This window comes from Halomonas sp. DN3 (assembly GCF_024137905.1).
Taxonomy (GTDB): Bacteria; Pseudomonadota; Gammaproteobacteria; order Pseudomonadales; family Halomonadaceae; genus Halomonas; species Halomonas litopenaei.
Genome location: NZ_CP099965.1, coordinates 1,977,900 through 2,003,135 on the forward strand (window position 1 = coordinate 1,977,900; position 25,236 = coordinate 2,003,135).

A 25,236-nucleotide genomic window follows, 5' to 3' on the forward strand; every position below is an offset into this window, starting at 1 on the left:
CGAGACAGGGCGCGATCGCTGGCTCAGCGTTTCTCATTCCACCTCGTTCGACCGTTTAGTCAGCACCTCATCGTGCAAATGAAAAGAAGCCAACAGGGAGCAGTAGACATGGAAGGCATCAGTAGCATCAGTCACGCAGAGAAGAACGGCACCGTGACACCAGCAGGGCAGGGCGGTTTTACCCTGATAGAGCTGTTGGTGGTGGTGGCGATCATCGGGTTGCTGTCCGCCATCGCCATACCGCAGTACACCAATTTTCAGAAGCGCGCCGCGGTCAATGCCTGCAAGGAAGAGCTGGCAGCTGCGAGGACGGCGTTGTCGATTAGCGGTGTGATCGGTGTGGCGGACAAAAATGCTGGTGAGTTGGAGAACGAATACACTTGGAGTGCATGCGACGGGTCGAAAGTGGCCTACGATGCACCTGATGCAGACACAGAGGGCTCTCTCGAAGCACAGCCTGCAAACGATAGCTATGCTGACGAAAGTGTGCCAGTGAAGTTGGAAATACCTAAGTTGGTGGATCTTGATAATATTGCTAGTAACTCAAGCGATGATGACAGTGGCTCTGGTACACCATAACTGAGTTAAACGCTTGGCCTTCCCGAAGATAGTGCACCACGGTGGCGCCGACGGCGTCACCGGCAGCTGCCATCGGCTTCAGATCTCTCCCGACCACGCCATCCTGATCGACTGCGGGCTGTTTCAAGGAGGCGACCTGAAAGGCCGGTCCAGCTTCGAGCGCCACCAGATCGAATTCCCGATCGACGATGTCATCGCCCTGGTGGTGACCCATGTCCATATCGATCACATCGGTCGTCTGCCCTACCTGATGGCGGCTGGGTTCGAAGGCCCCATCATCTGTACCCCGCCGAGCGCCCGGCTGCTGCCGCTGGTGATCGAGGATGCCCTCAAGATTGGTTTTACCCGTGATCGCAGGCTGATCGAACGATTTCTTGATAGAGTCGAGATGCATCTTGAGCCAAGTCCTTATGGCACTTGGAAAAGCTTGCTAGACGATGCGCGTCACAAGGTCAAGGTGCGTCTACAGAACGCGGGGCATATACTCGGTTCTGCATACGTCGAAATTGATGTTGAGGACCAGCGCGCCTGTCTGGATAATCGCTACGTCTTCTCGGGGGACCTGGGGCCGCCCGGTACTCCGCTGTTGCCGGATCCCACTCCGCTGGAGCGGGCCGACGTACTGGTGCTTGAGAGCACCTACGGCGACAGGAGGCATGAAGGTCGCAGGACGCGGCGCGCACAGCTCAAGGAAACGATTTATCGTGCACAGCGCGAGGGCGGTAGCGTGGTCATTCCAGCCTTCAGCATCGGCCGCACCCAGGAGCTGCTCTACGAAATCGAGACCCTTCTGCACGAGCGACAGGAAGGAGAAAAAGGCGAGCGCCCCCTGATCATTGTCGATTCCCCGCTAGCTGCCCGCTTCACCGAAGTATACCGAGACCTCAAGCCCTGGTGGGACAGCGAAGCCAAGGCTCGGCTCGATCAAGGCCGCCACCCCCTCAGCTTCGATGGCCTCATCACCGTTGACAGCCACGACGACCACCTCGCCATGGTTGAGCACCTCGCCACCACCAACACCTGGGCCATCGTCATCGCCGCCAGCGGCATGGTGACTGGGGGCAGGGTTGTCAACTATCTGAAGCGCCTTCTTCCCGATTCTCGCCACACCGTATTGTTTGTCGGGTACCAGGGGGAAGGGACTCCCGGTCGCCAGATTCAGTGTGCTAGACGCGGGAATCAGGTCTCATTGGACGGTGATCAAGTGCCTGTTGTCGCCAAGGTTGAGACGATTTCAGGGTTTTCTGCCCATGCAGATCAAGCGGATTTAATGAGCTTCGTGCGAAGTAGCAACGCGGTGATTGAAAGAATTAACTTGGTTCACGGCAATGCTTCGGGGAAAGCAACCCTTGGCAGCATGCTAATGAAACTCGATACAGTATATGACGTTCAATAAAGTCTATTATATGGCGTTATTGAAAGAACATTATGTGTTAAAGCCTCGAGCACAGCTTGAGGAGAAGTGAAAAAAGGAAAGCTCGATCAATGAAACATATCAGTATTGCAAAACAATCGTTGGTAGCCCAGTCTTTAGCGATCGAGCAGATGGCTAAGAAGCTTGATGGCCAATTTGAAGAGGCTGTGGAAGCCATTCTCGAGTGCAAAGGTAGAGTGATTATCTCCGGAATGGGAAAGTCGGGGATAATTGGAAAAAAAATGGCAGCGACTTTTGCTTCCACCGGCACGCCTAGTTTCTTTATGCATCCTGGCGAGGCTTTTCATGGTGATCTTGGGATGATCACCCCCCATGACCTAGTGATTCTACTGTCCTATAGTGGGGAAACAGAGGAAGTACTACGATTGATTCCTAGTTTGGAATCTTTCGGGAATCGAATCATCGCGATGACCGGAGAAGAAAAATCTTCGCTTTCCCAGCATTCAGAGATCTTCCTGGATGTGGGAGTGGAGCGTGAGGTTTGCCCCAATAACCTGGCGCCAACGACTTCAACGTTAGCGACGATGGCAATGGGCGATGCGCTAGCAGTTGCGCTGATTCAGGCCAGGGGCTTTCAGCCGCTTGATTTTGCCAGGTATCACCCAGGTGGGAGTTTAGGGAGAAAGCTGCTGACACGAGTCAAGGATGAAATGCATCGGGCCGTGCCTTCTGTTTCCCAAGAGACCTCGCTGCAGGAATGTCTTATTGCGATGACTACAGGGCGCATCGGTATGGTAGCAGTCATCGATGATGGAGTGCTTCACGGCCTAATCACTGATGGTGATATACGACGTGGGCTCCTTTCAAACTTGGGTTGGGAATGTTCAAAAGCAAAAGACCTAATGACTGAGAAGCCACACTCTATTCATGAAGAAGCGCTTATTGCTGAAGCGGAAGAGCTTATGCATTCTCATAAGATAAAGGCACTGCTAGTCAAGAATGTCGATGGTGATGTTGTCGGTGTTTTAGAGATATTTTGACTGTTAATGTCGACAAGAGAGACTTATAGATGGCTTTAAAAGCTAAGCTTAAGAGATATGGGATCGATAGAAAAATCCACATGGTGGCTGGGGGGTTGAAGAACCCCATTGCTGTGTGCTTGGTCGGTCTTGCTTTTTTTTGGTATAAATTATCCAAGAAGTTTTCTGTAAAGAAAGAAAAAAGAGAAAGCAAAAAAATTACATACGTGCTTAATTTTTCTCCTTGGAAGAGGTATGTGAAGGACTGGTTTCCTGATCGCGAGCTAGTCTTTATGAAATACAATATTACGTTTGTAGAGCTCGTGGCGGAAATCGGATTAATAAGAATTTTAAAGAGGGATTTCGAATTTTTTCAGTGGGGATTTCAGATTCGAGATGATGTTAAAGAGGGAATTGAGTTGCTTGGGGTCAAACGCTGGTTTATAGAAGACGGATTTGTTAGATCCGTCGGTTTGGGTTCGACAAGAACACCACCCTTCTCCCTGTCTCTCGACAGTCGTACGGCGTATTTTGATGCCAACCAAGAGTCAGATTTGGAACGCTTGCTGAGCACCTATGATTTTAATTCTGACGAAGATTTGATGATTAGAGCAAGAGCGTTAAAGGAAAAATTGCTGTCTAGTGGCGTTAGTAAATATAACTTTTCCGGCGACTATGATATAAACGAAGTATATGGCGAAAAAACGAAGAAGCGTATTTTGGTTGTCGGGCAAGTAGAGGAAGACGCATCCATTGAGTACGGTTGCGACCGAATGATGACCAACAATGAGCTAGTTGCTTTGGCCGCTTTGGAAAATCCTGATGCACAAATTATCTACAAACCACATCCTGATGTGCTGCACGGTCATCGTCGAGCCGTTTCGGACCCCGAAAACGTAAAACCTTTCGCCTTAGTTCTTGAAGACTTGAGTGTGCCATTGGCGGAGTCTTTTAAAACAATAGATCATGTTTACACTATCACCTCGCAAGCTGGTTTTGAAGCATTATTACGTGACATACCCGTAACGACAATTGGTTGCCCGTTTTACTCAGGGTGGGGGCTGACTGATGATAGACAGCCGAATCCAAGAAGGACACGGAAACTTACAGTCGATGAAGTTTTCGCGGCAGCCTATATTCTATATCCTAAGTATTTTGATCCGATCGAAAAGAAATCAATAACGCCAGAGGGCGCATTGGATAGATTGAAGAGACTCAAGGATTTGTATACAAATGGTGGTGAGCTCTCCGAGGCCATAATTGAAGAGGATGAACGCAGTGACTTCGACTATTCAGCGGTAAGAGAGTACCTTGACTTTAAGCGTAGAATGATTGAGTTGGAAGAGTCCGAGTTGTCTGCTTTAGAAGATAAAGAGTACTCTCAGTAAATTTCAGTTGGTCTTGAGGTGATAGCTATGTTTGTCGATAGTGTTAAGAATGACGCGCCTTTTACTCTGTTCGGCGGTATCAACGTTATAGAGGACCTTGATAGCACATTAAGAGCGTGCGAGACGTATGTGGATGTAACGACCCGGCTGGGTATTCCCTATGTCTTTAAAGCCTCATTCGACAAGGCTAACCGCTCATCGATTCATTCTTTTCGAGGCCCGGGACTGGAGGAAGGGCTGCGAATCCTTCAGAAAGTAAAGGAAACGTTCGGTGTACCTGTGATATCGGATGTGCACGAGGTGGAGCAAGCAGCACCAGCAGCGGAAGTGCTGGACATCCTCCAATTGCCGGCATTCCTCGCGCGCCAGACCGATCTCGTCAAAGCTATCGCGGTGACCGGAAAGCCAGTTAACGTCAAGAAACCACAGTTTCTCAGCCCACACCAGATGAAGAATATTGTCGAGAAGTTTGCTGAGTGCGGTAACGATAAGGTGATCTTGTGCGAACGCGGATCTAACTTCGGATACGACAATCTGGTTGTCGATATGCTGGGCTTCGGTGTCATGAAACAAGTGACGAACAATTGCCCCATAATTTTCGATGTCACTCATGCACTGCAATGCCGAGATCCTCTAGGTGAAGCTTCTGGTGGGAGGCGAGCTCAGGCGCTAGAGTTGGCGCGGGCAGGCATGGCGACGGGGCTTGCCGGCCTCTTTCTTGAAGCACACCCCGACCCTGACAGGGCTAAGTGCGACGGTCCGAGTGCCTTACCTCTGGCAAAACTGGAGCCATTCCTGCAGCAGATTAAAGCGGTAGACGATTTGGTGAAATCATTTGCACCTGTTGACATCTCTTAGTAGGAGGGCGGGATTGTGAACGTTCGCATTGTGATTCCTGCCCGTTATGGCTCCAGCAGGTTGCCAGGGAAACCGCTAGCGGACATTGGTGGGAAGCCAATGATCCAGCATGTTTACGAACGAGCAACCACTATTAATGGTGTTGCCGGTGTCATTATTGCTACAGACGATGAGCGTGTGTTGAGTGCCGTCGAGGGCTTCGGTGGTCAGGCAATCATGACCGATCCAGATCACCAATCGGGGACTGACCGTCTCGTCGAAGTGTCTAGAGCCTTTGATGCAGATATCTTCGTCAATATTCAAGGCGATGAGCCTCTATTTCGTCCAGAAGATGTCGAAAAGTTAATCGACTGTATGGCTGCTGACGAATCGGTAGATGTGGCTACCTTGTATCATAATATTGACTCAGTAGAGGCGCGAAACCCGAATTCGGTGAAACTGGTAGTGAATGCCAAGGGAGATGCTTTATATTTTAGCCGTTCTGCAATTCCTTATGACCGAGATGGTGATGGTGCGAGCTTTAGGAAGCACATAGGGATATATAGTTATCGACGCTCGGTACTAGACCAATATGGCGAGTTGGAACAACCGATGCTGGAGGCAGCGGAAAAGCTTGAGCAATTGAGGCTACTACACGCGGGATTCAAGATACGTACCGTCGAAGTCGAAGAAGCAGCGGCGGGCGTGGATACCCCTGAGTGCCTAGAACGTGTTCGCGCTCTAGTGTCTGGCGTCACGAATTCGCGCCCACAACAGCCGACACTTGCAGATATCAAATTGGTAATTACCGATGTGGACGGTGTTTTAACTGACGGACGTCTCGTTTATGATACCCAAGGCGAGAGTTTAAAAACCTTTCATGTGCACGATGGGTTGGCGATACGAGTCTTGGAAATGTCAGATATCAAAGTGGCTGTCTTGTCAGGAAGAGATTCGGCCGTATTGAGGAAACGACTTTCAGATCTCAAGATCGAAAGGGTCCGGTTGGGTGCAAAAGATAAGCGCTTGGCATGTAAAGAGTTGATGGAAGAGGCAAATGTGGCCTGTGAAAACACTCTTTTCATTGGGGATGACACCTTGGATTTGCCGGCTTTTGAAGCCTGTGGCTTATCGGTGAGCGTGGCCGATGCTCCAGACTATATTCGGGAATCTGCGGATATGGTTCTATCGTCCCGCGGGGGAGACGGAGCGTTCAGGGAACTTGCCGATGCTATCCTTGATGCTCAAGGGAAGTTATCGAATATTGCGACGGCTGATGGATATGAACAACTGACGGGTTTCAAAGCGCAATGAAGTTCGTCGCATCAAAAAAAATATTAAAACGTTGGAAGCTCGAGGAATTTATTCGCTCGGTAGCCCCCTTAGAAGGGGTTGACGAAGCCGATGCGATTATTACCGATTCCTGCGAGGACAGGGTGTCGGTACAATATTCCAAGGACCTAGGACTACCACTCTACATTGTTGAGCCGGGGCCTTTGGCCCCGTATACAGTCAAACACCTTAGAATAAAGGAAAACCTGTCGATACGCCTCACTCCTGTGGGTAACGCACAAGAGTTATTTAATCCCGTCGATAGTGTCAAAGAGTTCCTAAACAGCTGGAGCCAAGGAGATGTTTCTTGGGTAAATGATACCCCGCCTCTGAGAGAGCGCCTACCAGCTGATTATGATTTGATAGTCGTTGATGAAAGGGATATTGAGAGGTATGGCACAGTCCGAGATGTCCTGAAGGATATCTTGGAGATTCGAGACAGGAAGATAAAACGCTCAACTGTCGTTTATCTTCCTGTGTGGTGTCTTGATGAAGCATTACACAATTGGGTAAGAGGAAAGCTAGGCACTAATGACGTAGTGTTTGTGGGCAATGATATCCATGTCTCGGTGATCATGCATGCCGCTCACTCTGTATGGGTGCACTCGTCGGTGTTAGCGATTGACGCGCGACTGAAGGGTAAGGATTGTTATGCTGTATCCCAAAACCTATCAGACGATGTACTTGATGATGCGATAAGATATTTTGAACGGGGGTGTTTCTATCGCCACCCGGAATCTGCATCGCCAACATCTCTGCAGTCCGTTATTGACTGGATTTTAAGTCAACGTCGTCAGCGCTTTGCATTCATCGGGGAAATGTATGCTTTAGGTTTCACTCGGTGGAAGTTTCCAGTATTACACAATTACTTTCAAGGCGCTCAAGTTTACCGTATTGCCGCGGGTAATAGGAAATCTATTCCTGTTGGTTCCACCTTGGTCGTTTGGGGCAGCAAGCCGCTACACGAGTATCCAGGAGGTGAAGCACTAAATGAGAACGACTACAAGGTGGTTCGATTGGAAGATGCCTTTATACGTTCAATTGGGCTAGGGGCTAAGTTGGCCCGACCACTCTCTTGGGTCATAGACGATAGAGGGATCTATTATGATGCCAGGAAGCCGTCTGCTCTCGAAGTCTTTTTGAATACGGCAGAGTTTTCGTCTTCCGATGAAAGAAGGGCTAACGCACTAAGCCGGCGTGTAATAAAAGACCAAGTGACCAAATATAATGTTGGTGCTTCAGCTTGGCTGCGCCCTGAGGTGAATGGCCCAATTATTCTTGTCCCGGGCCAGGTAGAGTCCGATGCTTCCATTCGGTATGGTGCGGGGGATATTCGTACGAACCTAGACTTGTTGAAGAGGGTCCGTTTGGAGAATCCCGATGCATACATCCTCTATAAGCCGCATCCAGATGTTCTCGCAAATTTTCGGGAGGAAGGTAAGGGAGAAAAAGATGCGAGTCATTACTGTGACGAGATATTGACTGATGTAATCATGGCACAATTGCTGGATTGTGTTGACGAGGTGCACGTGATGACATCATTAGCTGGTTTCGAGGCTTTGATCCGTCGAAAACGTGTCGTTGTCTATGGTAGTCCTTTTTATGCAGGTTGGGGATTGACTGAGGATAAGCAAAGCCATCCGCGCCGAAGTAGAAAGTTAGGCTTAGATCAGCTTGTTGCCGGGGCACTGATTTACTACCCGACTTATGTAAGCCTTAAAACAGGTCTATACATGTCACCTGAAGAAGCATTGGATCAATTGGTTGATTGGCGAGAGAATGGAACGTATAACTCAAGTAAGGTGAAAACTTTTTTAGTTTTTCTTCGAAGAAAGATTCTTAATATACTACGGCGTTGAACCTATACCATGAGTTTTATTAAGACGCTATACTATTCTCTTTTTAGATATTTCAAAGATGTTAAATTCATTTCGAAAACGTATGGATGGAGCTTCTCCATCGCTGTCTTCTGCCTTTTTACTTCGGAGGTTTTAAAGGTTGTCTCTTTTATAATTCCGCTTAAAATAATATTGCTTTTGTCGGCTGATCATATACCGCAATCGCTGGCCCCTTACATGGTTTTCGGTACATTACACCAATGGGTTATTATTCTGTCTTTTATGACGGTGTTTACCTATCTGCTTTCTATTTTTTTCTTGTATTGCTCCAAGGTGGCAGTGCGTAAAGGTGGGCAGACAGTAAGAGGAGTCAGACAGAAGGATGAAAAAACTTGGAGTTCAGCGAAAACGAGAGATGTAGTTGTCCATTACAAGATGTTCTCAGAGTCTCTTTCGGACTTTATCTTGTCAGCCATATGTTTTTCAGCACTAGTTTTTGTTAACATCAAGGTTTCGACATTTATAGTGGTGTTGGTGTTCTTAATAGTTGGTGTTTTTTCTTGGATGTATCGAAATCTCTACCTTAGAAGAGTCGTTTTTGGTTTGAAGTATAAATTCTTGGTGGAATATACGTGCCAAGGGACTTTTTTTGCGATTTTTCTTTTTATGATATTTGATTATCTTCTGTGGTCACCAATAAACCCTATACTCGCGATGATAACACTCATTGTAAGCCGGAGGATGATGTCCGCATCTGATCGATTTATTAAAAAGCTTGTACGATTACAAGTGGTAGAAAAAAAGGCCGTCACTGCTTTGATGCTTGAAAGAGATCCAACATGACAGTATTGGTATTTGATCCTGCGTACAGTGATTATATGCAGGATCTGGGGGAAGAGCTGGCCCGTATTTCAGGTGAACGTTGCGAAGCAGTCCTCTCTTCAAATGCTTATGCTATTTATACTACCCGCCTTGATAAAAACGTATACCAAGCTCCAGACGTTATTCAAGAACCAAGGTGTGATGTAAAACTTACAGCAAATGCTTTAGTATGGGGGTGCAAGAATATACAGGATAACCAGCGTTTTTACGAGCAATGGTTGCGTGACATTTTTCGTCAGAAAAGTCCCACATTCTGTATTTTTCATAACGAGCGTTTTCTTTTGTGTGCGCTTGGCATCACTCTGTGCAAGGAAATGACTATTCCCTTTGTGGTCATAGAAAGAGGTGCGTTCAGGCCCGTGACAACATCCGTGGATTCACGGGGAACTAATGCAAATTCGATTTTTAGAAGTATTACACATGATGATAGTTTGGATACAGATGTCATTAGAAAGTTTAATTTCAACAAAAAAAGGAAGCCGAGGTTAAATTTGCTTCCTAAATTTTTGTTTTTTATTTTGTGGGCGTATTTTGAGATAGCCTTTAAAGCGCATAGACGATACCTTTTTCACAAAAAATATTCATTGTCGAATTATTTGGGCCTGTTTGTTGAATTTTGTAGCCGAAAACTTCTTCCGAATAAGGGTTACCTACCTGATACTAGCGATCGCAAGATTCTTTTGGTCGCTTTGCAGCGTCCTGGAGACACGCAGCTGACCTTTTCAAAGGAGTTTCCGGGCATGCAGGAGATGATCGATATTATTGCGTCTGCTGCCGAAAAACTAGACAGTAGCTGGGATGTTTGGTTTAAGGTGCATCCTTTTGATACAGCCCGTTACGATACCAAAGGGTTCAGTTTTATACGCGAAGGTGTGGTTTCTCATCTTATAGAAAATAGCGCGGTTGTATTAACGTTTAACTCTACGGTCGGGTTTGAAGCTCTGCTATTCGAGCGTCCCTGTGTTTGCCTTGGTGAAAGCTTTTTTACTAAGCCAGAGTATGTGTATAAGACAAAAAATCTTTCGTCAGACGAAATTGCAAAGACTATAGAGCAGGCCTATAAATCAGGTTTTAAAAAAAGTAAATTTTCTATTATTTCAAATGTGTTGAATTCCTATCAAATTCCAGGGGATATATTTCGTTACGACGACGAAGATATATGCTACGCTGCTGAACTAATCTATGCTCGTCACGCTGACGGATAGATAAAGCCGCTGTCTTTATAATAATTATCTATTAAAATTTCTACCTGGTGTTCTTCAGTGAAGACTATCTCTGGTTTTGCCCCTTACTCACATTTAGCTGCACGGCTGGCTGATTTTATGGCCATCGTTGGCGGCGGTTTACTCGGATATTGGTTTCGATTCGGCTCACTTCAAATGATGGTTGAGCGTTACCAGTGGATGATACTGTCAGCAGCCCTCCTTGGTATGATCGTGTTTTCATATGTTGGTATATATCGGTCGTGGCGAGGCTCAGTACGAATTCGGTTGTTGGTAAGAATCTTGAGAGCATTTTCAGTTCTCGGCGCGATTATTTTTGCATACCTTTACTTTTCCAAAACCGGGGACCGCTTTTCTCGACAGTGGCTAGCATATTGGCTGATTTTATCTCTAGTTCTCTGTGTCTCCGTACGTGCTGCTGCCTATCCTTTGCTTAATCGGATACGGTTATCTGGCCATAATAGGAAGACCATCGCGTTGATTGGAGACACTACGTCTTGTCAAACGGTCTTGGACAGGCTCCGAAAGGATAAATCAACAGGGTTTGACGTGGTTTCGCTCCGCTTGATGGATGCTTCCAATTGCGATTCTATCGGGCTCGATGATTGCCGAGCATTTGATCCGGAACTGGATTCTACCGTACATACTGATGAAGTATGGATTTGTTTGCCATTTTCACGAGGTTCAGTAGTAGAGAGTATTTTGGGGAGCCTGGCGCATTATACAGGTAATGTTCGTTATATGCCTGATATGCAGGGGCTGCGGCTTCTTAATCATGATATATCAAGTGTCGCAGGTCTCTATTTGTTCGATATGAGCTGTAGTCCAATGAGCGGCACCGCGAAATTTATCAAAGCCGCTGAGGATAAGGTGTTTGCCGGGCTGGCCTTATTCTTTCTATCTCCAATAATGATAATTATTGCTGCATCTATAAAGCTTACGTCTCGAGGACCTGTCTTTTATCGTCAGGAACGTATGAGTTGGAATGGTGAAAGCTTCCAAATGCTTAAATTTCGCAGTATGGCAGTGGATAGTGAAGCTGAGGGGGTCAGGTGGGGCGGCGCGAATGGTAAGCGGGTGACGGCTGTCGGTCGCTTTCTGCGACGCTCGAGTCTTGACGAGCTTCCGCAGTTGATAAATGTAATTAAAGGCGATATGTCGTTGGTCGGTCCAAGGCCGGAACGCACGATGTTTGTCGAAAAATTCAAGCACGAAATACCCGGCTATATGCAGAAACATATGGTGTTGGCCGGTATTACGGGGTGGGCGCAAGTTCACGGTTGGCGTGGGGATACGGATCTCAAGGCGCGGATCGAGCATGATCTATGGTACATCGACAACTGGTCTTTATGGCTCGATATCAAGATTCTTATCCTGACGGTATGGCGTGGGTTTTATCATCCGCATGCCCGGTAGCAAGCGAACCAAGGAATCGTCATGAACGTTTTGGTTACCGGCGGTGCCGGATATATTGGCTCTCATACTGTGGTGGAACTGCTGGAGAGCGGCCATGAAGTGGTTGTAGTAGACAATCTTTGCAACGGCTCCGAGGTTGCCCTGAGCCGTGCCGAAGAAATTACCGGTAGAAGTCTTGTCTTTGTTCGGGCAGATATCCGTGACCGTGTGGCCATGGATGCGGTTTTCGCCGAGCATCACATCGACGCGGTCATCCATTTCGCTGGCCTGAAGGCGGTGGGTGAGAGCGTAGAGAAGCCGTTGGCCTACTATGAGAACAATGTTAACGGGACCTTGGTACTGTGCCAGGCGATGGAAGCCGCCGGGGTTCGTCGCATCGTTTTCAGTTCGTCGGCCACCGTGTACGGCAGCGAGGCGCCTGTCCCCTACGTCGAGACGACTTCTCGTGGCACCACCTCCAATCCCTATGGTACGTCCAAGGCGATGGTGGAAAAGATGCTGGAGGATCTTGTCGCGGCCGATAGTCGGTGGTCGGTGACGCTGCTGCGGTATTTTAACCCCATTGGTGCGCATCCCTCCGGAAAGATGGGGGAGGACCCCTTGGGCATTCCTAATAACCTCATGCCCTTTATCGCCCAGGTGGCTGTTGGACGGCGCGACGAGTTGACCATCTTCGGTGATGATTACCCGACCCGTGACGGGACCTGTGAACGGGACTACCTGCACGTAGTAGATCTGGCGGTTGGTCATCTCAAGGCGTTGGAAGCGCGCCATGAGTCCGGTGTGGCGATCTTCAACCTGGGGACGGGGCAGGGCGTCTCGGTTCTCGACATGGTCGATAGCTTCGTTCGCGTGAACAACGTACCGGTGCCATACCGCGTCGGGCCGCGTCGTGCTGGTGACTTGCCGGCGTTTTGGGCGGATGCTACCAAAGCGCGTGATGAACTGGGCTGGGTCGCAGAGAAGACGCTGGATGACATGATGGCGGATACCTGGCGTTGGCAATCGGCGAACCCGAAGGGGTACGAGAACTGAGTTTCGCTAGACGAATGTGCTAATATGGCCGGCCTTTGTGCCGGCCTTTTTCGTTCTGCGCCGCTTTTGGATCACGCCGTCAATCCTGGAATTGAGATGAATCCCTCACCAGCCGTAAAGATGCCTGCGACGCATCGATATACCAGCCTTGCTGTCTTTCTCCTTGGCGCCTTGACGCTGGTCGTGCCAAGTGGATATTCCCTCGGCGCTGCGCTGTTGTTGGGTGGAGGCATCTTGTTGCTCTGTCGGTGGCAACTCCCTTCTCTGACTAACAATGACAAACTCTTGCTCATTGTCATGGCCGTGTTCTCGTTGGTCTGGATGCTGCGCGCCTGGATGGACGGGCAAGGGCTCAGTGGCCTTGATAAGCCCTCGCGCTTTCTTCTGGCGATACCTGCCTTGTTGTGGGTAATGACACATCCGCCGCGACTGGGCTGGATGTGGGCAGGGTTGGCCTGTGGGGCGATCGGTTCAGGCAGTTGGGCGGCGTGGCAGAAGTTGGTCGAAGGGGTGTCGCGAGCAGAGGGTTTCACCTTTGTGATCCAGTTTGGCAATCTCAGCATGCTGATGGGTGTTCTGTGTCTCGCCGGCTTGGGGTGGTCCTTGCAGCAGACAAATCACCGGAGGTGGACCGGCTTTCTATTGTTTGGTGCGCTGATGGGGATCCTGGGGTCGCTTTTTTCCGGGAGCCGCGGGGGCTGGGTAGGCTTTCCCTTCATCCTGCTGGTGCTCTATAAAGGCTACGGCGGCTTTCTGTCGGTTCGCCTCAAGGTTGTGATCGGGGCACTGATCCTGGTGGCTGCAAGTGCGGTGTACGCCTTGCCGCAAACGGGAGTAAAGGCTCGCGTGAGCCACGCCATCGAAGACGTCCAGGGCTATGTCTTGGAGGGGGACTCCCACAGCTCGGTGGGTGCGCGTTTCGAGATGTGGCGGGGAGCAGGACAGTTGATCATAGAAAAGCCGCTGATTGGCTGGGGAGACAATGGGTACGAGCGCGGCCTGAAAGCGCTGGCCGAACAGGGCAACGTCGATTCCTATGTGACCCGTTACGGACACGCGCACAACGAATTCATCGATACCTTTGCCAAGTGCGGTGTGATCGGGCTGATTCTTCTGCTTGCCCTGTACCTGGTGCCTATGCGACTTTTCGCGAAGCGTTTTTCTGATCCGAACCTTCAGGTTCGCTCGATTGCTGTGGCCGGAGTTCTACTGCCGGTGGCTTATATGGATTTTGGTCTGTCCCAGGTATTCATGGCCCACAATAGTGGCGTCATGGTCTTCGCGTTCTGGTTGGCCACGCTGTACGGAGCACTACGCGCGTACGAAAGCGCAGGGGCACCGCGGTAAGATATGTGGCATAAGACAGTGTTGACAACAACGTCCCGACAGGGGCAAGCGGTACCCATAGCGCCGGCGGGTGACCCAGCCTTTGCCCCCCTGTTCGACCCCAGCATGCGTTGGCCGGTTCGGCGTGCCAGGTTGCAGGTAGCCGTCAGGGGCGGCTTTCAACGGGCTGTTGTTGTGCCCGCTGAGCGTCGAGTGCTGGGGTGGTGGCGATCGAATTTGCCAGGCGCCGCGACTCTCGAAAGGGGCGGGCTGCCCAGAAGGGCGATTGAAGAATATCTGGATGCAGCGCTGACACTTCACGTCAATCCACGGGCACTGATTCGAAGTGCCGACTGGCGGGGCTATCCCCACAAGTTACGCCCCTCGTCGTCGGCCTTCGTCTGGGACGGCGAGTGGGACCTGAGGCGCGCTGATCTACGGTTTGGCTCGCGCTACCGTTTTATCAGCGAACTTGATGTGAACCGTGACGATCTGACAACCACAGAGCGCTTTGAAAAACTCAAGAATCTGCTGGACAGCGGCAGGCCCTGGTCTTCACACCAGCAAGGCATACTGCTGGACTCCGAAGACCGTATCTTGCTGTATCTAAAGGTGTATTTGAGCTTTCTCGATGATATGGCAATTAGGGGCTTTGATGGCTCACGTGGCAAGGATGAACTGGGCGTGGCCATCACGCGGGAAGGGACTATCCTCAAGATCAATCGAGGTTTGCATCGTCTGGCCATGGCTCAGCGTCTAGGTCTACCGTCGGTTCCCGTGCGTGTGCGGGCGGTGCACCGGGAGTGGTGGCAACGGACTGCAGGAAATGCCAGAGGGGATGCTGCCTTGGATAAGGTCGCGCTTGCGCTGCAAGACTGCATGCCTGAACAGCAAGCTGGTGAGCTGGACCCTACGCAGTGGCCTGCAACCTTCGAGTGGCCAGCTACCGTGCCTTACCAGTTGTCGGCTGCGCGTAGTGTCGTGGAAGAGGTCGAGGAGTCCTCCCGTTAGAAGTGGCTAACTCTTTTTGCTCAAGACAACGCTAGGCCCTTGCCATCATAAAGTATCGTGCGCTAACTGCATTACTGCTGGGGAAGCTTGCGATGGCAATATGGTCTTTCTAGTTCCCTGATATGAACAGAACATGACGAACTCAGGGCAATTCATGGGGTGATAATACCGTTTTACGGTATTCAGGGCGGCTAGATCAATCCGCTGTGTACGCGACAGGGACGTTTCGGTAAAGTACGCGCCTTGAAGACGTCAGTCGAGGGCCGTCGTGAAACCACAAGATTATTGGGAATATCCCGTTGCCTGGCGCTGCCCCAAGAGCTTGCTTTCCTTGGGTGTAATCGCGCTTCTGGTTTATGCGTTTTTCAGGTTGCTCTGGCCCGAGGTGGGCTCGTCCGCCGAGACCGTCATGGCGGTGCTCGGTCTGTTGTCTGTGCTGATACTCGGGCGTGGCATCCGTAGCGGAGGCGCTCTCTGGTTATTGCTGGCGGCGATAGCCGTGCAGGTGCTGTCCTGGTGGCTGGGCCGCATGGACCATCCTCAGTGGGTTGCCGATAACCCCAAGATCGATCGTCTGGCCAAGCTTTTCATTTTTATTGCCGTCGCCTGGTGGCTCGGTGGTAGTACTCGCAATACCTTGGTGCTCTGGTGCCTGGCAGTCATTGGCCTGCTACTGTCAAGCGTCGTTCAGGGTGACGGGCTGAACGAGTGGTTGCAAGGCTTTGACGGGCATCGCGTAGGCTTCGGCGTTCGTAACGGTCAACATGGTGCCATGCTGTTTGGCATTGTGCTGCTTGGTATGGCGGTGTTCACTCCGCGTTGTCTGGCACCAGGGCGGTGGCGTATTGCTCGCGTCATTGGCTGGGGCCTGGTTGTCGGGCTCTCCGCTATCGCCGTGATGATTGGTCAAACCCGCGCCGTCTGGCTCGCTCTCGCCCTGGTCCTGCCGCTTGTGCTGTTGGTCTGGTTGGTCAGCAGGCGCCGGGATGGTCGGCAGTTCGTCAGTCGTCGTGTCCTTTTGGCATCCTCTGCAGTGTTGCTTGTCGTGGTCGTAGGCGCGGGCAACCTGCTCAAGGAACCTCTACTCGAAAGGGTCAGCAAGGAGTCCTCGGTCATTGGTATGTTGTTGGATGGCAAGATCGAGGAGGTGCCATATACCAGTATTGGCATCCGCATCCATTCCTGGCAGGCTGCGTTTGAATGGATAGAAAAGCGCCCTCTGGTCGGATGGGGAGGCGAGGCGCGCGGCCTTGTGATGGACCACACCGAGTGGTTACCGGACCGGGTGAAGGAGAAGTATGGACACCTTCACAATTACTTTATCGAGATATGGGTAGCATATGGTGCAGTGGGGCTGGCTCTTATCGCTGCGCTTGCCGTCTGGATTGGCCATGCTACCTGGCAAGCCTGGCGCGGCGGGATACTACCCGGTGACATGGCCCTTTTTGGCGCCTCCTTCTTTATCTATTGGCTGGTGGTCAATCAATTCGAGTCCTACAACTCCTTCTGGACCGGTGTCTATGCCCACAACATCATCGTAGGGGGGCTAATCACCCACTATTGGCGCTGGCAATTGCAAGACGGTGGAGCGAGAGAGTAGGTACGTAGTTGGTGGTTAGTTCTGTTTTGCCAGGGCTTGTGCGAAAAGTGCCAGCGCTCGTCGATTTTTCGTATAAAGCCTAGTAGGACGCTGTGATTCCACACACTATGTGTAAGTGAGTAAAGTCGACGCCGTAACTGCAATATAGTTTTCATGCGCCTTGATATGAGTCTGGAAGAAGTCATGAGCGCCGTACTCTTTCCATTGATGCATCGGTATTCCGCCTAGTCGCCTCAACAGTCTGCGTTTCAGCCGTCGCTCAAGCCCTGGGCTGCCTCCAAGATCATGCATGGAGTGCAGCGCCAGGGTTTTTTGTTTCTGGCCCTCAAGGCTCAATGGAAAGCTTGCCAGCTTCCAGTCGCCAAACGCTGAGTCGGTGATATCGAGTGGCCAGACGCCTGCGGCGGCGTGGACCGGTCCTCGTGGAAAGCCGCGGGTACTTTTCAGGTGGTTGGCGTAGAGCAGGATCGATACGGGGATATGGCCGCTTTGGTGCAATGCGGCGACCAGGTGTCGAGTGCTGGCGATATGGTCAGGGTGCGGGTCCACCTCCGGGTGGGGTGTAATGATGGTGGCTGGCTTGATTTGGTCTAGAAGGGCGGCGAGGTCTTGTTGGAGGTGTTGGCCGGTGTTGAGCGCCTTGCCGTCACTGGGTAGCGCTACCTTGTTCCATCTGCGATAGGTATCGGGCGTCATCTGTGTTGCCGCATACGAGGGTACGTCGATATCTGGCGAATCCTGCAGCGCGGCCAAGGTATCGTTGAAGTAGCCAAGCATGATGAGCTGGTTGGCGGGGACGCCGGCCAGCAAGGGGGTGGTGGCGCTGTTCCAGGCGCGAATAAAGCCCTTTCGCTTCGCGGCTTCGCCAATCGAATCATCGAGCTCGGGCCAGTATTGCTTATCGAGGCGCTTCAACCGCTCGCCAGCGGTCAGTGTGACGATCCAGGTATTCTCTGGATATTTACGGTAGAGACCAAATGCCGCCAATTCCGCGTCATCCGGGTGGGGGGCGATGATCAGGATGGGGCCGGTACCGACGTCTGGCCTTTGGAAGCCGAGCAGGTCTGCATCGTGCTCAACGGACATATGCTGAAGCGTCAGCTTAAGATTCGCCAGGGAGTGGATCCCCGTCAGGTTGATCAGTCGCCTGCCTGCCTCACCGGGCTCGAAATACTGGGTAAACAGATCCGTACCGTCGCATCCGACGGTGACAGCAGGCACCTTCCAGCGTGAGGAGGCTTTGTAGCGAACGGCCAGCATCCAGGTGTTGTTTCTGGTGAGGTCCGCGCTACAGGTTGTGGTGAAGAGAGATGTCGTGTCGATAGAACCGGACTTGTCGACGCTGACCTGATATTGCCAGTCGGGAGCCAAGGGTAAGCGATGGTCACGCTGGGTGGGCATAAGCATCTTCCGAGACGATAGGGGCAAGCTCGAGGAGTTGCGCAATGATAGTCTTTGGCTCAAATACTTCGATCATCTGATGTTCTATCATGACAGGTTGATGCTTGGCTTCCAGTAGCTTTTTCGCAAGCCCCTCCTCGCTGGGGTGGGCAAGCAGCCTCTCTTGCGGGCCTGTCAGGACTTCAGCGATGCCGCCCGGCACCCGGCAGGCCACGCACTGGACGCCCAGCGACAGTGCCTCCAGCAATACAATACCAAGGCCTTCGAAGTTGGAACTGAGAACCAGTGCGTGAGCGCCCTTGACCCAGGGGTAAGGATTTTCCTGTTGCCCCAGGAAGTGGACCCTGGACGCCAGTCCGAGGGTTATCGTGAGATCTTCGAGCCTGCGCCTCTCGGAACCGTCGCCGATGATCACCAGATCCTGGTCAAGTCCTTGATTGATGGCGATATGGTAGGCCTTGAGCAGTCGTTCTTGATTTTTTACCGGCACCAGTCGCGCAACGTGCACGATGTAAGGAGAGGCAATGTTCGGGCTATGGGGCTCCAGAGCTTTTTTGCGAATAAGTTCGACAGGCACGGCGTTGTAGAGAAGCGCTGTCCGTGCAATGGATACCTGTTGCCTTGCAAGGTAAGCGCCGACTTCTTCCTGGACTCCTCTGGAAACGAATAATAGTTGTTTGTCCTGATACAGGGTCCGAGTGAGCCATCTTCCCTTCGCCGAATATGCAAAGCGACCCGTCACGGCTTCCACGACTCGCCAGGTGCGGTAGTCATTGAAGGCCCAAAGGTTTTCAAAGGCGCCTTGCCCGCGAATCAAGATCAGATCGAAGGGCCCACATTTCTCTTCCTGGGCCTTCAACCAGCGCTTGAACTCGTTCGAGCAACGCTTTCCTCGCCAGACGAAGCCGGAGTGTTTGATCAAAGGTGACAGAATCGCCTTGTCGGCAAGATGATTGAGGCGGCCAAGGCCCGTGCGGCTTTCTCGATCCACATCGTAGTGGTGGATCTGATAGCCAGGTTCGTCCAGTGGGGGCAAGGGTCCCTTCAGTATCAGCAAGTGGACGTCGTGGCCCTGCTGGTCAAGTGCCATGGCGAGCGTTTTCGTCGCTTGTTCGATACCACCCATACCCATTCTTCTCAGCACGAGAAGTATGCGCTTCTTTGCCGTCATTCCCGTGTACCTGTACCGGAGCTTTCCCTTTAGAAAGCCTAGCAGCCAAGATGGAGCAAGGTTGGCAGCAAGTGCGCATAAGTGAGTATTTGAGCGGCTAGTTCATGAGGTTTTTAAACATTAGCCTGAACCTGCATAAAAATTTGTGGTCTGAAAGACGCAAATGGACGAATGAACACAAGGGCAACGCTGATGAGAACCTTGGTGGTGGTCAGGTCCCTCAAGGTGGGAGGCATGGAGCGGGTGGCGGTGAACCTGGCCGATGCCTTCCACGAAGCGGGGCACGAGAGTCATCTGGTCAGCTTTTGCAAGGTGAAGGAGCCGCTTGTACCCCAACACGATGAGGTTGTGGTTCACCATCTACCGCTGCAGGCACGCAACAGGCTGACGTTGATCGGCTATGGCCTGGAAGTCATCGCAAGATTGCTGCTCAACCCGCTGATGGGAAAGGCACTTTTCCTTGGCAATGGGGTGATGGGCGGCGTCGTATTTTGCCATTGGCTCAGGCGGTTTGAACGCAAGTACGGCAAGGTCGATCGAATCATTTTCAGGGGGATAGGCACTTTCGAACTGGTGTGGAGCTTCCGTGACAAGCGCGCTCGCTACGTGCTCGAAAACATTTTCCATCTGAACGGCAAAAGTCGACGCGGTATGTTGTATTCACGCTGCTTGTACCATCACCGTGACCTGGTGGCTGTATCGCAGGGCGTGGCTGACAGTCTGCGCGAGGCGCAGCGGCTATGGAAGTTTCGTCCCCGGTCTCTGCACGTCATACCCAACCCGTGTCCGGTGCAGACCATTCGTGAAGCAATGCTGGAACCGAATGCCAGCATTCCTGCAGAGCCTTACTTGCTGAATGTAGCGCGTCTGGTGCCTGCCAAGGGCCATGATCTGTTGCTGCGCGCTTACGCTCGATCCGGGGTTATGTTGCCGTTGGTGCTGGTCGGCGATGGCCAGGAAAGGCAGACGCTGGAGGCGCTTGCGCGAGAGCTGGATATTGCCGATCGGGTCCTCTTCGTCGGCAATCAACAGAATCCGTACCCTTGGATGCGCCACGCCCGGTTATTCGTCCTGAGCTCCCGGTTTGAAGGTATGGGCATCGTGCTGTTCGAGTCATTGGCTTGTGGCACGCCAGTGCTGTCTGTCGATTGCCCCGGTGGCGTCCGAGACATCCTCAAGGGAGAACTCGAAGACTGCCTGGTTGAACCTGGTGAAGAAGCGCTGGCCGCCGGGATCGTGGAAGCGCTTGAGGGGCCGAAGCCTGACGTGGACGAGGCCTGGCTCGACGACTTCCGGCCCCAGCGGGTTGCGGAGGCTTTTATCGAGGGTTGAGCCAGCGCACGTAGTGTGATCGTTCATGGAGGAAACGAGGGGGCTGGGCGTCACTTTCGCTCGAACGCGCAGACTGGCACCGGGCGTCCTTCAGACGCGCGTTTCAGTCAGTTATAGGAGCTACAAAGGATAAGGTGCAGTGGATGATGGGAGATATCGTTGTTTCAAGGATGTCTTCCGCATGCTCAAGGGCTCCGCTCTATCTATCTTGTTCGTCGTTGATCATCTGGAGTCGGGCGGAGCGCCCGTGGTGGTGAAGGATCTGATCGATGGCATGGTCGCCGCTGGCGCCGACGTTTCCCTGTTGATCCTGAGTGAACGCCAAGCGCATCCCTTGCCAGACGAGGTTGAGGTGAGCACCTTGCCTTACCGGGGGCAGGGGCGCATCGGCAAGTGGTTGCGTTATCGACGTCATGCGAGGCTGCTTGATGGATGGTTGGCGGCCAATGGGACCCACTATGATCTGGTGTACGCGCACCTGCACCACGCGCACCAGGTCGTGTCTCGGTCTCGGTTGAAGGACGCTGCCTGGTATTGCCTCCATTCTGACCCGGTGATCGGTTTTCTGGGGAACAAGCGGGGTCTTGCTCGTCTGCTGAAGAAACACAAGGTGCGCTCCTTGTATCACGGCCGAAAACTGGTGACTGTGTCCCAGGCGATGCTGGATCGCTTGATCCGACACTTCAACATCACCCCATCTCGTGGCGAGGCCATCCATAATCCGATCGCCATCGAAAATGTACGTGACCTGGCCAGTACCACCGTCACCGATGTACCGGAGGACTATCTGGTGTACGTCGGCCGCACGGACAATCGCCAAAAACGCCTCGATCGCCTGCTGGATGCTTACCAGGCAAGCCGTGTGGCGTTACCGCTGGTAGTGGTGGGAGGTGGCAGTGGCCTGGCCGATGTAGAAGAAATGGTCCGTGAACGGAGAATGGAAGACCAGGTAGTGCTCGTCGGGTATAGGGGGAACCCGTACCCCTACATGAAACAGGCCCGAGCCCTGCTCTTGAGTTCCGACTACGAAGGGTTCCCGCTCGTCTTGCTGGAGGCGTTGGCGTGTCAGACGCCGGTCATCAGCGTCGACTGCCCGACCGGCCCGTCGGAGCTGCTGACCGGGGACTTGTCCCCTTGGCTGGTGCCACTTGGCAATATCGAGGCGTTTGGCGTGGCTATCGCTCGCGCGGTCGAGAAAACGCCCGTTGTCAGTGAGCAGCAGTGTGAGCCTTTTCGCCTCGACAATGTTGTGAAGCGCTATCTAGCGCTGCACGGTGGGGGAAGGGAAAGCGAGCCTGGATCTGAGAGCGTGACAGCCGACGAGCGAAGGGCCGCAATATAGTAAAAATCCGTAAAGAGGTAGGCTATCCCCCTTAGGCGACATAGAGCGGCTGAGGCCGCTGGGTGAAACGGCACAATGTTGGTATGATCTGGCGCCAAATCATGAGCCAGATGGTGGACTGTCCGTGGAGCCTTCTCTCGTCAGCGTCATTATTCCGTCCTTCAATCGCTGTCACGCGGTGGTCAGGGCGGTTGGTACAGTCCTTTCACAGGGGTACCAAGAGATCGAGTGTATCGTGGTCGACGATGCCTCGACCGACGATACGGTCGAGGTACTACGTGCGCTGGCCAACGACGACCAGAGGCTTAAGGTCGTGCAGCTTGAGCGCAATGCTGGGCAAAGTGCCGCTCGCAACACGGGGGCGCGCCTGGCGAAGGGCCACTGGATCTGCTTTCTCGATTCTGACGATGAGTTGCTTCCCGGCGCGATCGCAAGTCGGGTCGCCGTCTATCAGGAGGATCCCGAATTCGAGGGAATCGCCTTCGGCGGAAATATCGTGGCGGGCAAGCAGGAGGTGGCTTTCCCGGGCCCCATCGCCAAGGGCGGTGCCATTACGATTAGTGATTATCTGAAAGGCCATGGCTGGCTGCATACCAACGCTTTCATGTTGCCACGGGAGCTGTTTTGGGAACTGGAAGGGTTCCGCGAGGATCTTCGCCAGAAGGAAGATGTCGAGTTCTTTATTCGGGTGCTATGTCGTGTCAATGCCAGGTACAGCGGCCAGGCTTGCTCCCGGATGTATGACCTCGGGGGCATGCGCGCGCGAAACCACCACGAGCGTATCGTTCAGCAGGAATATCGATTTGTCGATGCGGTGTGTTCCAACCCCGAGGTAGTGCAGCAGGTCGAGCCAAGACTGCTAGATCTGCTGGTCAAGCGGGGTGTGTCTACGTATCTCAATGCTCTCTATCGCACCTCGCGCTATTCCGAGTTCCGCAAGGCCGTACGGCGTGGCGCGCGCAAAGGTGAGGTCGAGCTGACGTCTCGTTGGGTCAAGCGCTACGTGCTGTCCTATATTCGAGCCTTTTCGAATTGATCCAGATAGTGGCGGATTCGTGCAGAGACGAGGTCCCGGTTGGCTTGGCCACGTAGCTTGTCTGGTGTCAGTGAACGTTCCAGAGAACTCCACCTCTTGGCCAGTTTGCGAGGCAGGGGCCTGACATGGGCGTCCACCCAGGTGAACTCGCCTTCTTCATCGATCAGTAGGTTATTGAAGTGGAGGTCCCGGTGAACGAAGCCCGCCTGGGCCAGTTGGGCCACCTCTTTGCTGAACTTATCCAGAAAGCCTTCCTGTTGGGGGCGGGGAAGCCGGTCGAACACGTCTCCTGCCGTTGTTGCTCCTCTGACCCTCTCCATCAACAGCAGTGAAGCGTTTCTATTGAGCGGATTGAGGCTCAATCCCCAGCCGTGAAAGCGTGGCGTTTTCAGCCCCGCCCGCTTGAGGATGCGCATGCTCTGGTATTCCTTGCGTGCATCCGACTGTGCCAACCAGCGTTTCTCGAGGTAGTCGCGCGTCAACCACTTGAAGGGCTCGAGTTTCTTCAAGAACTTGTCCGGCACTACCTTGGCCAGAATCCTGCCATCCTGTGAAACGAAAAAGCGGCTGGAGCCCATCGCCTCGAAGGCGGCGGTGGTAGTGGTCTGAGAAAGTTCAAGGCGCTCTGGCAGGTTCCTGGTATGGAACATCAGGTAGCGCCGACTTCGATCGTTGAAGGGAATATCAAGCAACTGCATGACTCAGGACGTCTCCAACTGCAGGGCCTCGAACTTCGGCAGCACGTTCTCCCTGAGAAACTGCTGATAATGACGCGGTTCGATGGTGATGGGCGCCTCGACCATGCGGGCCATGGCGCTGGCAAGCCCTGTTTCGTCGTCCCTGGCGACCAGGAAGTCCGTGAGTTCCTGGGTCAGGATCTCCTTTGGGCCACTGGGACAGTCGACGCTGATCACCGGGGTGTGCAGAAGTAATGACTCGATCAGCACCCGTGGGAGGCCTTCGGCGTCCGAGGTCAGCACCATGGCCAGGGCGTTTTGAATGTAGGGGTAGGGGTTGGCGGTATAGCCTAACCAGTGGACGTGGTCATCGAGCCCCAGTTCGCCGATCATGGATGTCAGCCGTTGTTCATTCTCCGGCTTGCCCTTGCCCAGTAGTACCAGGGGCACATCTAGGCCATGCTCGTCCCGTGCCTGACGGTAGGCGCGCAGCAGGCGGTCCTGGCGTTTGCGAGGCTCGATGGCGGCAACCGACAACAGATAGCGGTGTTTTTCGACTCCGGCAGGCAGGCTCAGGGTCTCGTCCGCCATCGCGACAAAGGGTTCCCGCTCGTAAGGGTTGTAGATCGGGATGACCGTCTCGGCCTCGAGGCCTACTACTTGTTCAAGGTTTTCCTTGACGCCCTGGGACACCGCGATCACCTTGCGACCCTTGTAGAAACGGCGCACCTTGGCAAATGCCTTGGCTTGGGCTGCCTGGTCGCTGAACTTGGCGCTGACGTCGGACTTGATCCAGAAGTAAAGGTTGGGCCAGTCCAGGTGTCGAGTAATCTTGTCACAGGAGCAGGAGATCACGACTTCCGGGTGCCAGCCCGATAGTGCCTTGTCGATCTTTCTAGCCTGCCACTTCTCTGTCAGTGTGGTGGATGTCGCCTTGGTCAGACGCGTGACAACATCCAGGTTTTCTATCTCGAGCCCCTCAGGCAGGCGATGTTCCACCTTGTCGCGAAGGGTGAACACCTTGACATCGTGTCCACGCTGGCGCAGTTGGTCCGCCGTGTACAGCAGCGACTTTTGAGCGCCGCCGCCGTAGAGGTCTTCAATGACAAAGGCAATACGCTGATGTTTCACGGCGACTCCTGCTGGGCTGGCGAGATGGTATCGTCGCGAATCCTACCATAGCCGGCGTGGCGAGTGCTCAGGTGGGGCCAGGAGGGAGGCGCTATGCCATCTGGCCCTACAAGGATATGCAGCCGGGTAATGTGTCGCGTACCTGGGCGGATACTGATGAGATTTACCAGGCGAGGGGTTATCGCCCACAGATGCCGGTGGAAGAGAGTGTGAACCGCTTTGTTGACTGGTATCGCCGATTCTATGACGTCTAGCGAACTCTGGATGGGCTCCTGGCTCCTCGTC

General features: G+C 52.8%; 21 protein-coding genes. 17 read left to right on the forward strand and 4 right to left on the reverse strand.

Annotated features, from left to right (window positions below; translation table 11 throughout):
• The first annotated feature begins 108 nt into the window (after positions 1-108).
• The 14 genes from NKF27_RS21160 (at position 109) to NKF27_RS08805 (ending at position 16,861) form a co-directional block, all read left to right on the forward strand.
• Positions 109-579: a prepilin-type N-terminal cleavage/methylation domain-containing protein gene (locus NKF27_RS21160; RefSeq protein WP_301271185.1), complete on the forward strand. Its 471-nt coding sequence runs from the start codon at positions 109-111 to the stop codon at positions 577-579.
• A 13-nt stretch (positions 580-592) separates the two neighbouring features.
• Complete coding sequence (locus tag NKF27_RS08745; protein WP_253556103.1) at positions 593-1,975, forward strand: MBL fold metallo-hydrolase; 1,383 nt, start codon at positions 593-595, stop codon at positions 1,973-1,975.
• A gap of 89 nt (positions 1,976-2,064) precedes the next feature.
• Positions 2,065-2,994, forward strand: a complete 930-nt coding sequence (locus NKF27_RS08750; protein ID WP_253556104.1) for an SIS domain-containing protein — start codon at positions 2,065-2,067, stop codon at positions 2,992-2,994.
• Between the two features lie 29 nt (positions 2,995-3,023).
• The gene (locus NKF27_RS08755; RefSeq protein WP_253556105.1) at positions 3,024-4,361 is read left to right on the forward strand and encodes a hypothetical protein; all 1,338 of its coding nucleotides are present in this window, start codon (positions 3,024-3,026) and stop codon (positions 4,359-4,361) included.
• A gap of 27 nt (positions 4,362-4,388) precedes the next feature.
• Entirely contained in the window at positions 4,389-5,219 is an 831-nt protein-coding gene (kdsA, locus tag NKF27_RS08760; protein WP_253556106.1) for a 3-deoxy-8-phosphooctulonate synthase, read from the forward strand.
• A 15-nt stretch (positions 5,220-5,234) separates the two neighbouring features.
• Positions 5,235-6,512: a 3-deoxy-manno-octulosonate cytidylyltransferase gene (kdsB, locus tag NKF27_RS08765; protein WP_253556107.1), complete on the forward strand. Its 1,278-nt coding sequence runs from the start codon at positions 5,235-5,237 to the stop codon at positions 6,510-6,512.
• Positions 6,509-8,389: a hypothetical protein gene (locus NKF27_RS08770; protein ID WP_253556109.1), complete on the forward strand. Its 1,881-nt coding sequence runs from the start codon at positions 6,509-6,511 to the stop codon at positions 8,387-8,389. The genes kdsB and NKF27_RS08770 overlap by 4 nt, the downstream gene beginning before the upstream one ends.
• Before the next feature lie 9 nt (positions 8,390-8,398).
• On the forward strand, positions 8,399-9,211 hold the full coding sequence (locus NKF27_RS08775) for a hypothetical protein (RefSeq protein ID WP_253556111.1): 813 nt from the start codon (positions 8,399-8,401) through the stop codon (positions 9,209-9,211).
• Positions 9,208-10,455 (forward strand): hypothetical protein, encoded by a 1,248-nt coding sequence (locus NKF27_RS08780; protein WP_253556113.1) that lies wholly within the window; start codon positions 9,208-9,210, stop codon positions 10,453-10,455. Before NKF27_RS08775 ends, NKF27_RS08780 begins: the two co-directional genes overlap by 4 nt.
• A 57-nt stretch (positions 10,456-10,512) precedes the next feature.
• Positions 10,513-11,889 carry an undecaprenyl-phosphate glucose phosphotransferase gene (locus tag NKF27_RS08785; RefSeq protein WP_253556115.1) on the forward strand — a complete coding sequence of 459 codons (1,377 nt, stop codon included), beginning with the start codon at positions 10,513-10,515 and terminating at the stop codon, positions 11,887-11,889.
• 21 nt (positions 11,890-11,910) lie between these two features.
• A complete protein-coding gene (gene galE / locus NKF27_RS08790) occupies positions 11,911-12,924 on the forward strand; it encodes a UDP-glucose 4-epimerase GalE (RefSeq protein ID WP_253556117.1) in 1,014 nt (337 codons plus the stop codon).
• A gap of 96 nt (positions 12,925-13,020) precedes the next feature.
• On the forward strand, positions 13,021-14,271 hold the full coding sequence (locus NKF27_RS08795) for an O-antigen ligase (protein ID WP_253556119.1): 1,251 nt from the start codon (positions 13,021-13,023) through the stop codon (positions 14,269-14,271).
• Between the two features lie 192 nt (positions 14,272-14,463).
• On the forward strand, positions 14,464-15,261 hold the full coding sequence (locus NKF27_RS08800; RefSeq protein ID WP_253556121.1) for a hypothetical protein: 798 nt from the start codon (positions 14,464-14,466) through the stop codon (positions 15,259-15,261).
• 268 nt (positions 15,262-15,529) lie between these two features.
• Positions 15,530-16,861, forward strand: coding sequence for an O-antigen ligase (locus NKF27_RS08805; RefSeq protein WP_253556123.1), 1,332 nt, complete (start codon positions 15,530-15,532; stop codon positions 16,859-16,861).
• A gap of 105 nt (positions 16,862-16,966) precedes the next feature.
• Here the strand turns inward: NKF27_RS08805 and NKF27_RS08810 are convergent, their stop codons facing one another.
• Together NKF27_RS08810 and NKF27_RS08815 are read right to left on the reverse strand one after the other, a co-directional pair.
• On the reverse strand, positions 16,967-18,262 hold the full coding sequence (locus NKF27_RS08810) for a PIG-L deacetylase family protein (RefSeq protein WP_253556124.1): 1,296 nt from the start codon (positions 18,260-18,262) through the stop codon (positions 16,967-16,969).
• Positions 18,246-19,433 (reverse strand): glycosyltransferase, encoded by a 1,188-nt coding sequence (locus NKF27_RS08815; protein ID WP_253556125.1) that lies wholly within the window; start codon positions 19,431-19,433, stop codon positions 18,246-18,248. The genes NKF27_RS08810 and NKF27_RS08815 overlap by 17 nt, the downstream gene beginning before the upstream one ends.
• Positions 19,434-19,625: 192 nt before the next feature.
• On the opposite strand from NKF27_RS08815, the gene NKF27_RS08820 reads away from it, so the two are divergent.
• The 3 genes from NKF27_RS08820 to NKF27_RS08830 all read left to right on the forward strand — a co-directional run bounded on the left by NKF27_RS08820 (position 19,626) and on the right by NKF27_RS08830 (position 23,143).
• A complete protein-coding gene (locus NKF27_RS08820) occupies positions 19,626-20,765 on the forward strand; it encodes a glycosyltransferase (RefSeq protein ID WP_253556126.1) in 1,140 nt (379 codons plus the stop codon).
• Between the two features lie 181 nt (positions 20,766-20,946).
• The gene (locus tag NKF27_RS08825; protein WP_253556127.1) at positions 20,947-22,107 is read left to right on the forward strand and encodes a glycosyltransferase; all 1,161 of its coding nucleotides are present in this window, start codon (positions 20,947-20,949) and stop codon (positions 22,105-22,107) included.
• A gap of 124 nt (positions 22,108-22,231) precedes the next feature.
• Positions 22,232-23,143 carry a glycosyltransferase gene (locus tag NKF27_RS08830; RefSeq protein ID WP_301271186.1) on the forward strand — a complete coding sequence of 304 codons (912 nt, stop codon included), beginning with the start codon at positions 22,232-22,234 and terminating at the stop codon, positions 23,141-23,143.
• Here the strand turns inward: NKF27_RS08830 and NKF27_RS08835 are convergent.
• Positions 23,119-23,841, reverse strand: a complete 723-nt coding sequence (locus NKF27_RS08835) for a lipopolysaccharide kinase InaA family protein (protein WP_253556128.1) — start codon at positions 23,839-23,841, stop codon at positions 23,119-23,121. The genes NKF27_RS08830 and NKF27_RS08835 overlap by 25 nt on opposite strands.
• A gap of 3 nt (positions 23,842-23,844) precedes the next feature.
• Positions 23,845-24,951: a glycosyltransferase gene (locus NKF27_RS08840; RefSeq protein ID WP_253556129.1), complete on the reverse strand. Its 1,107-nt coding sequence runs from the start codon at positions 24,949-24,951 to the stop codon at positions 23,845-23,847.
• Positions 24,952-25,236: the final 285 nt, after the last annotated feature.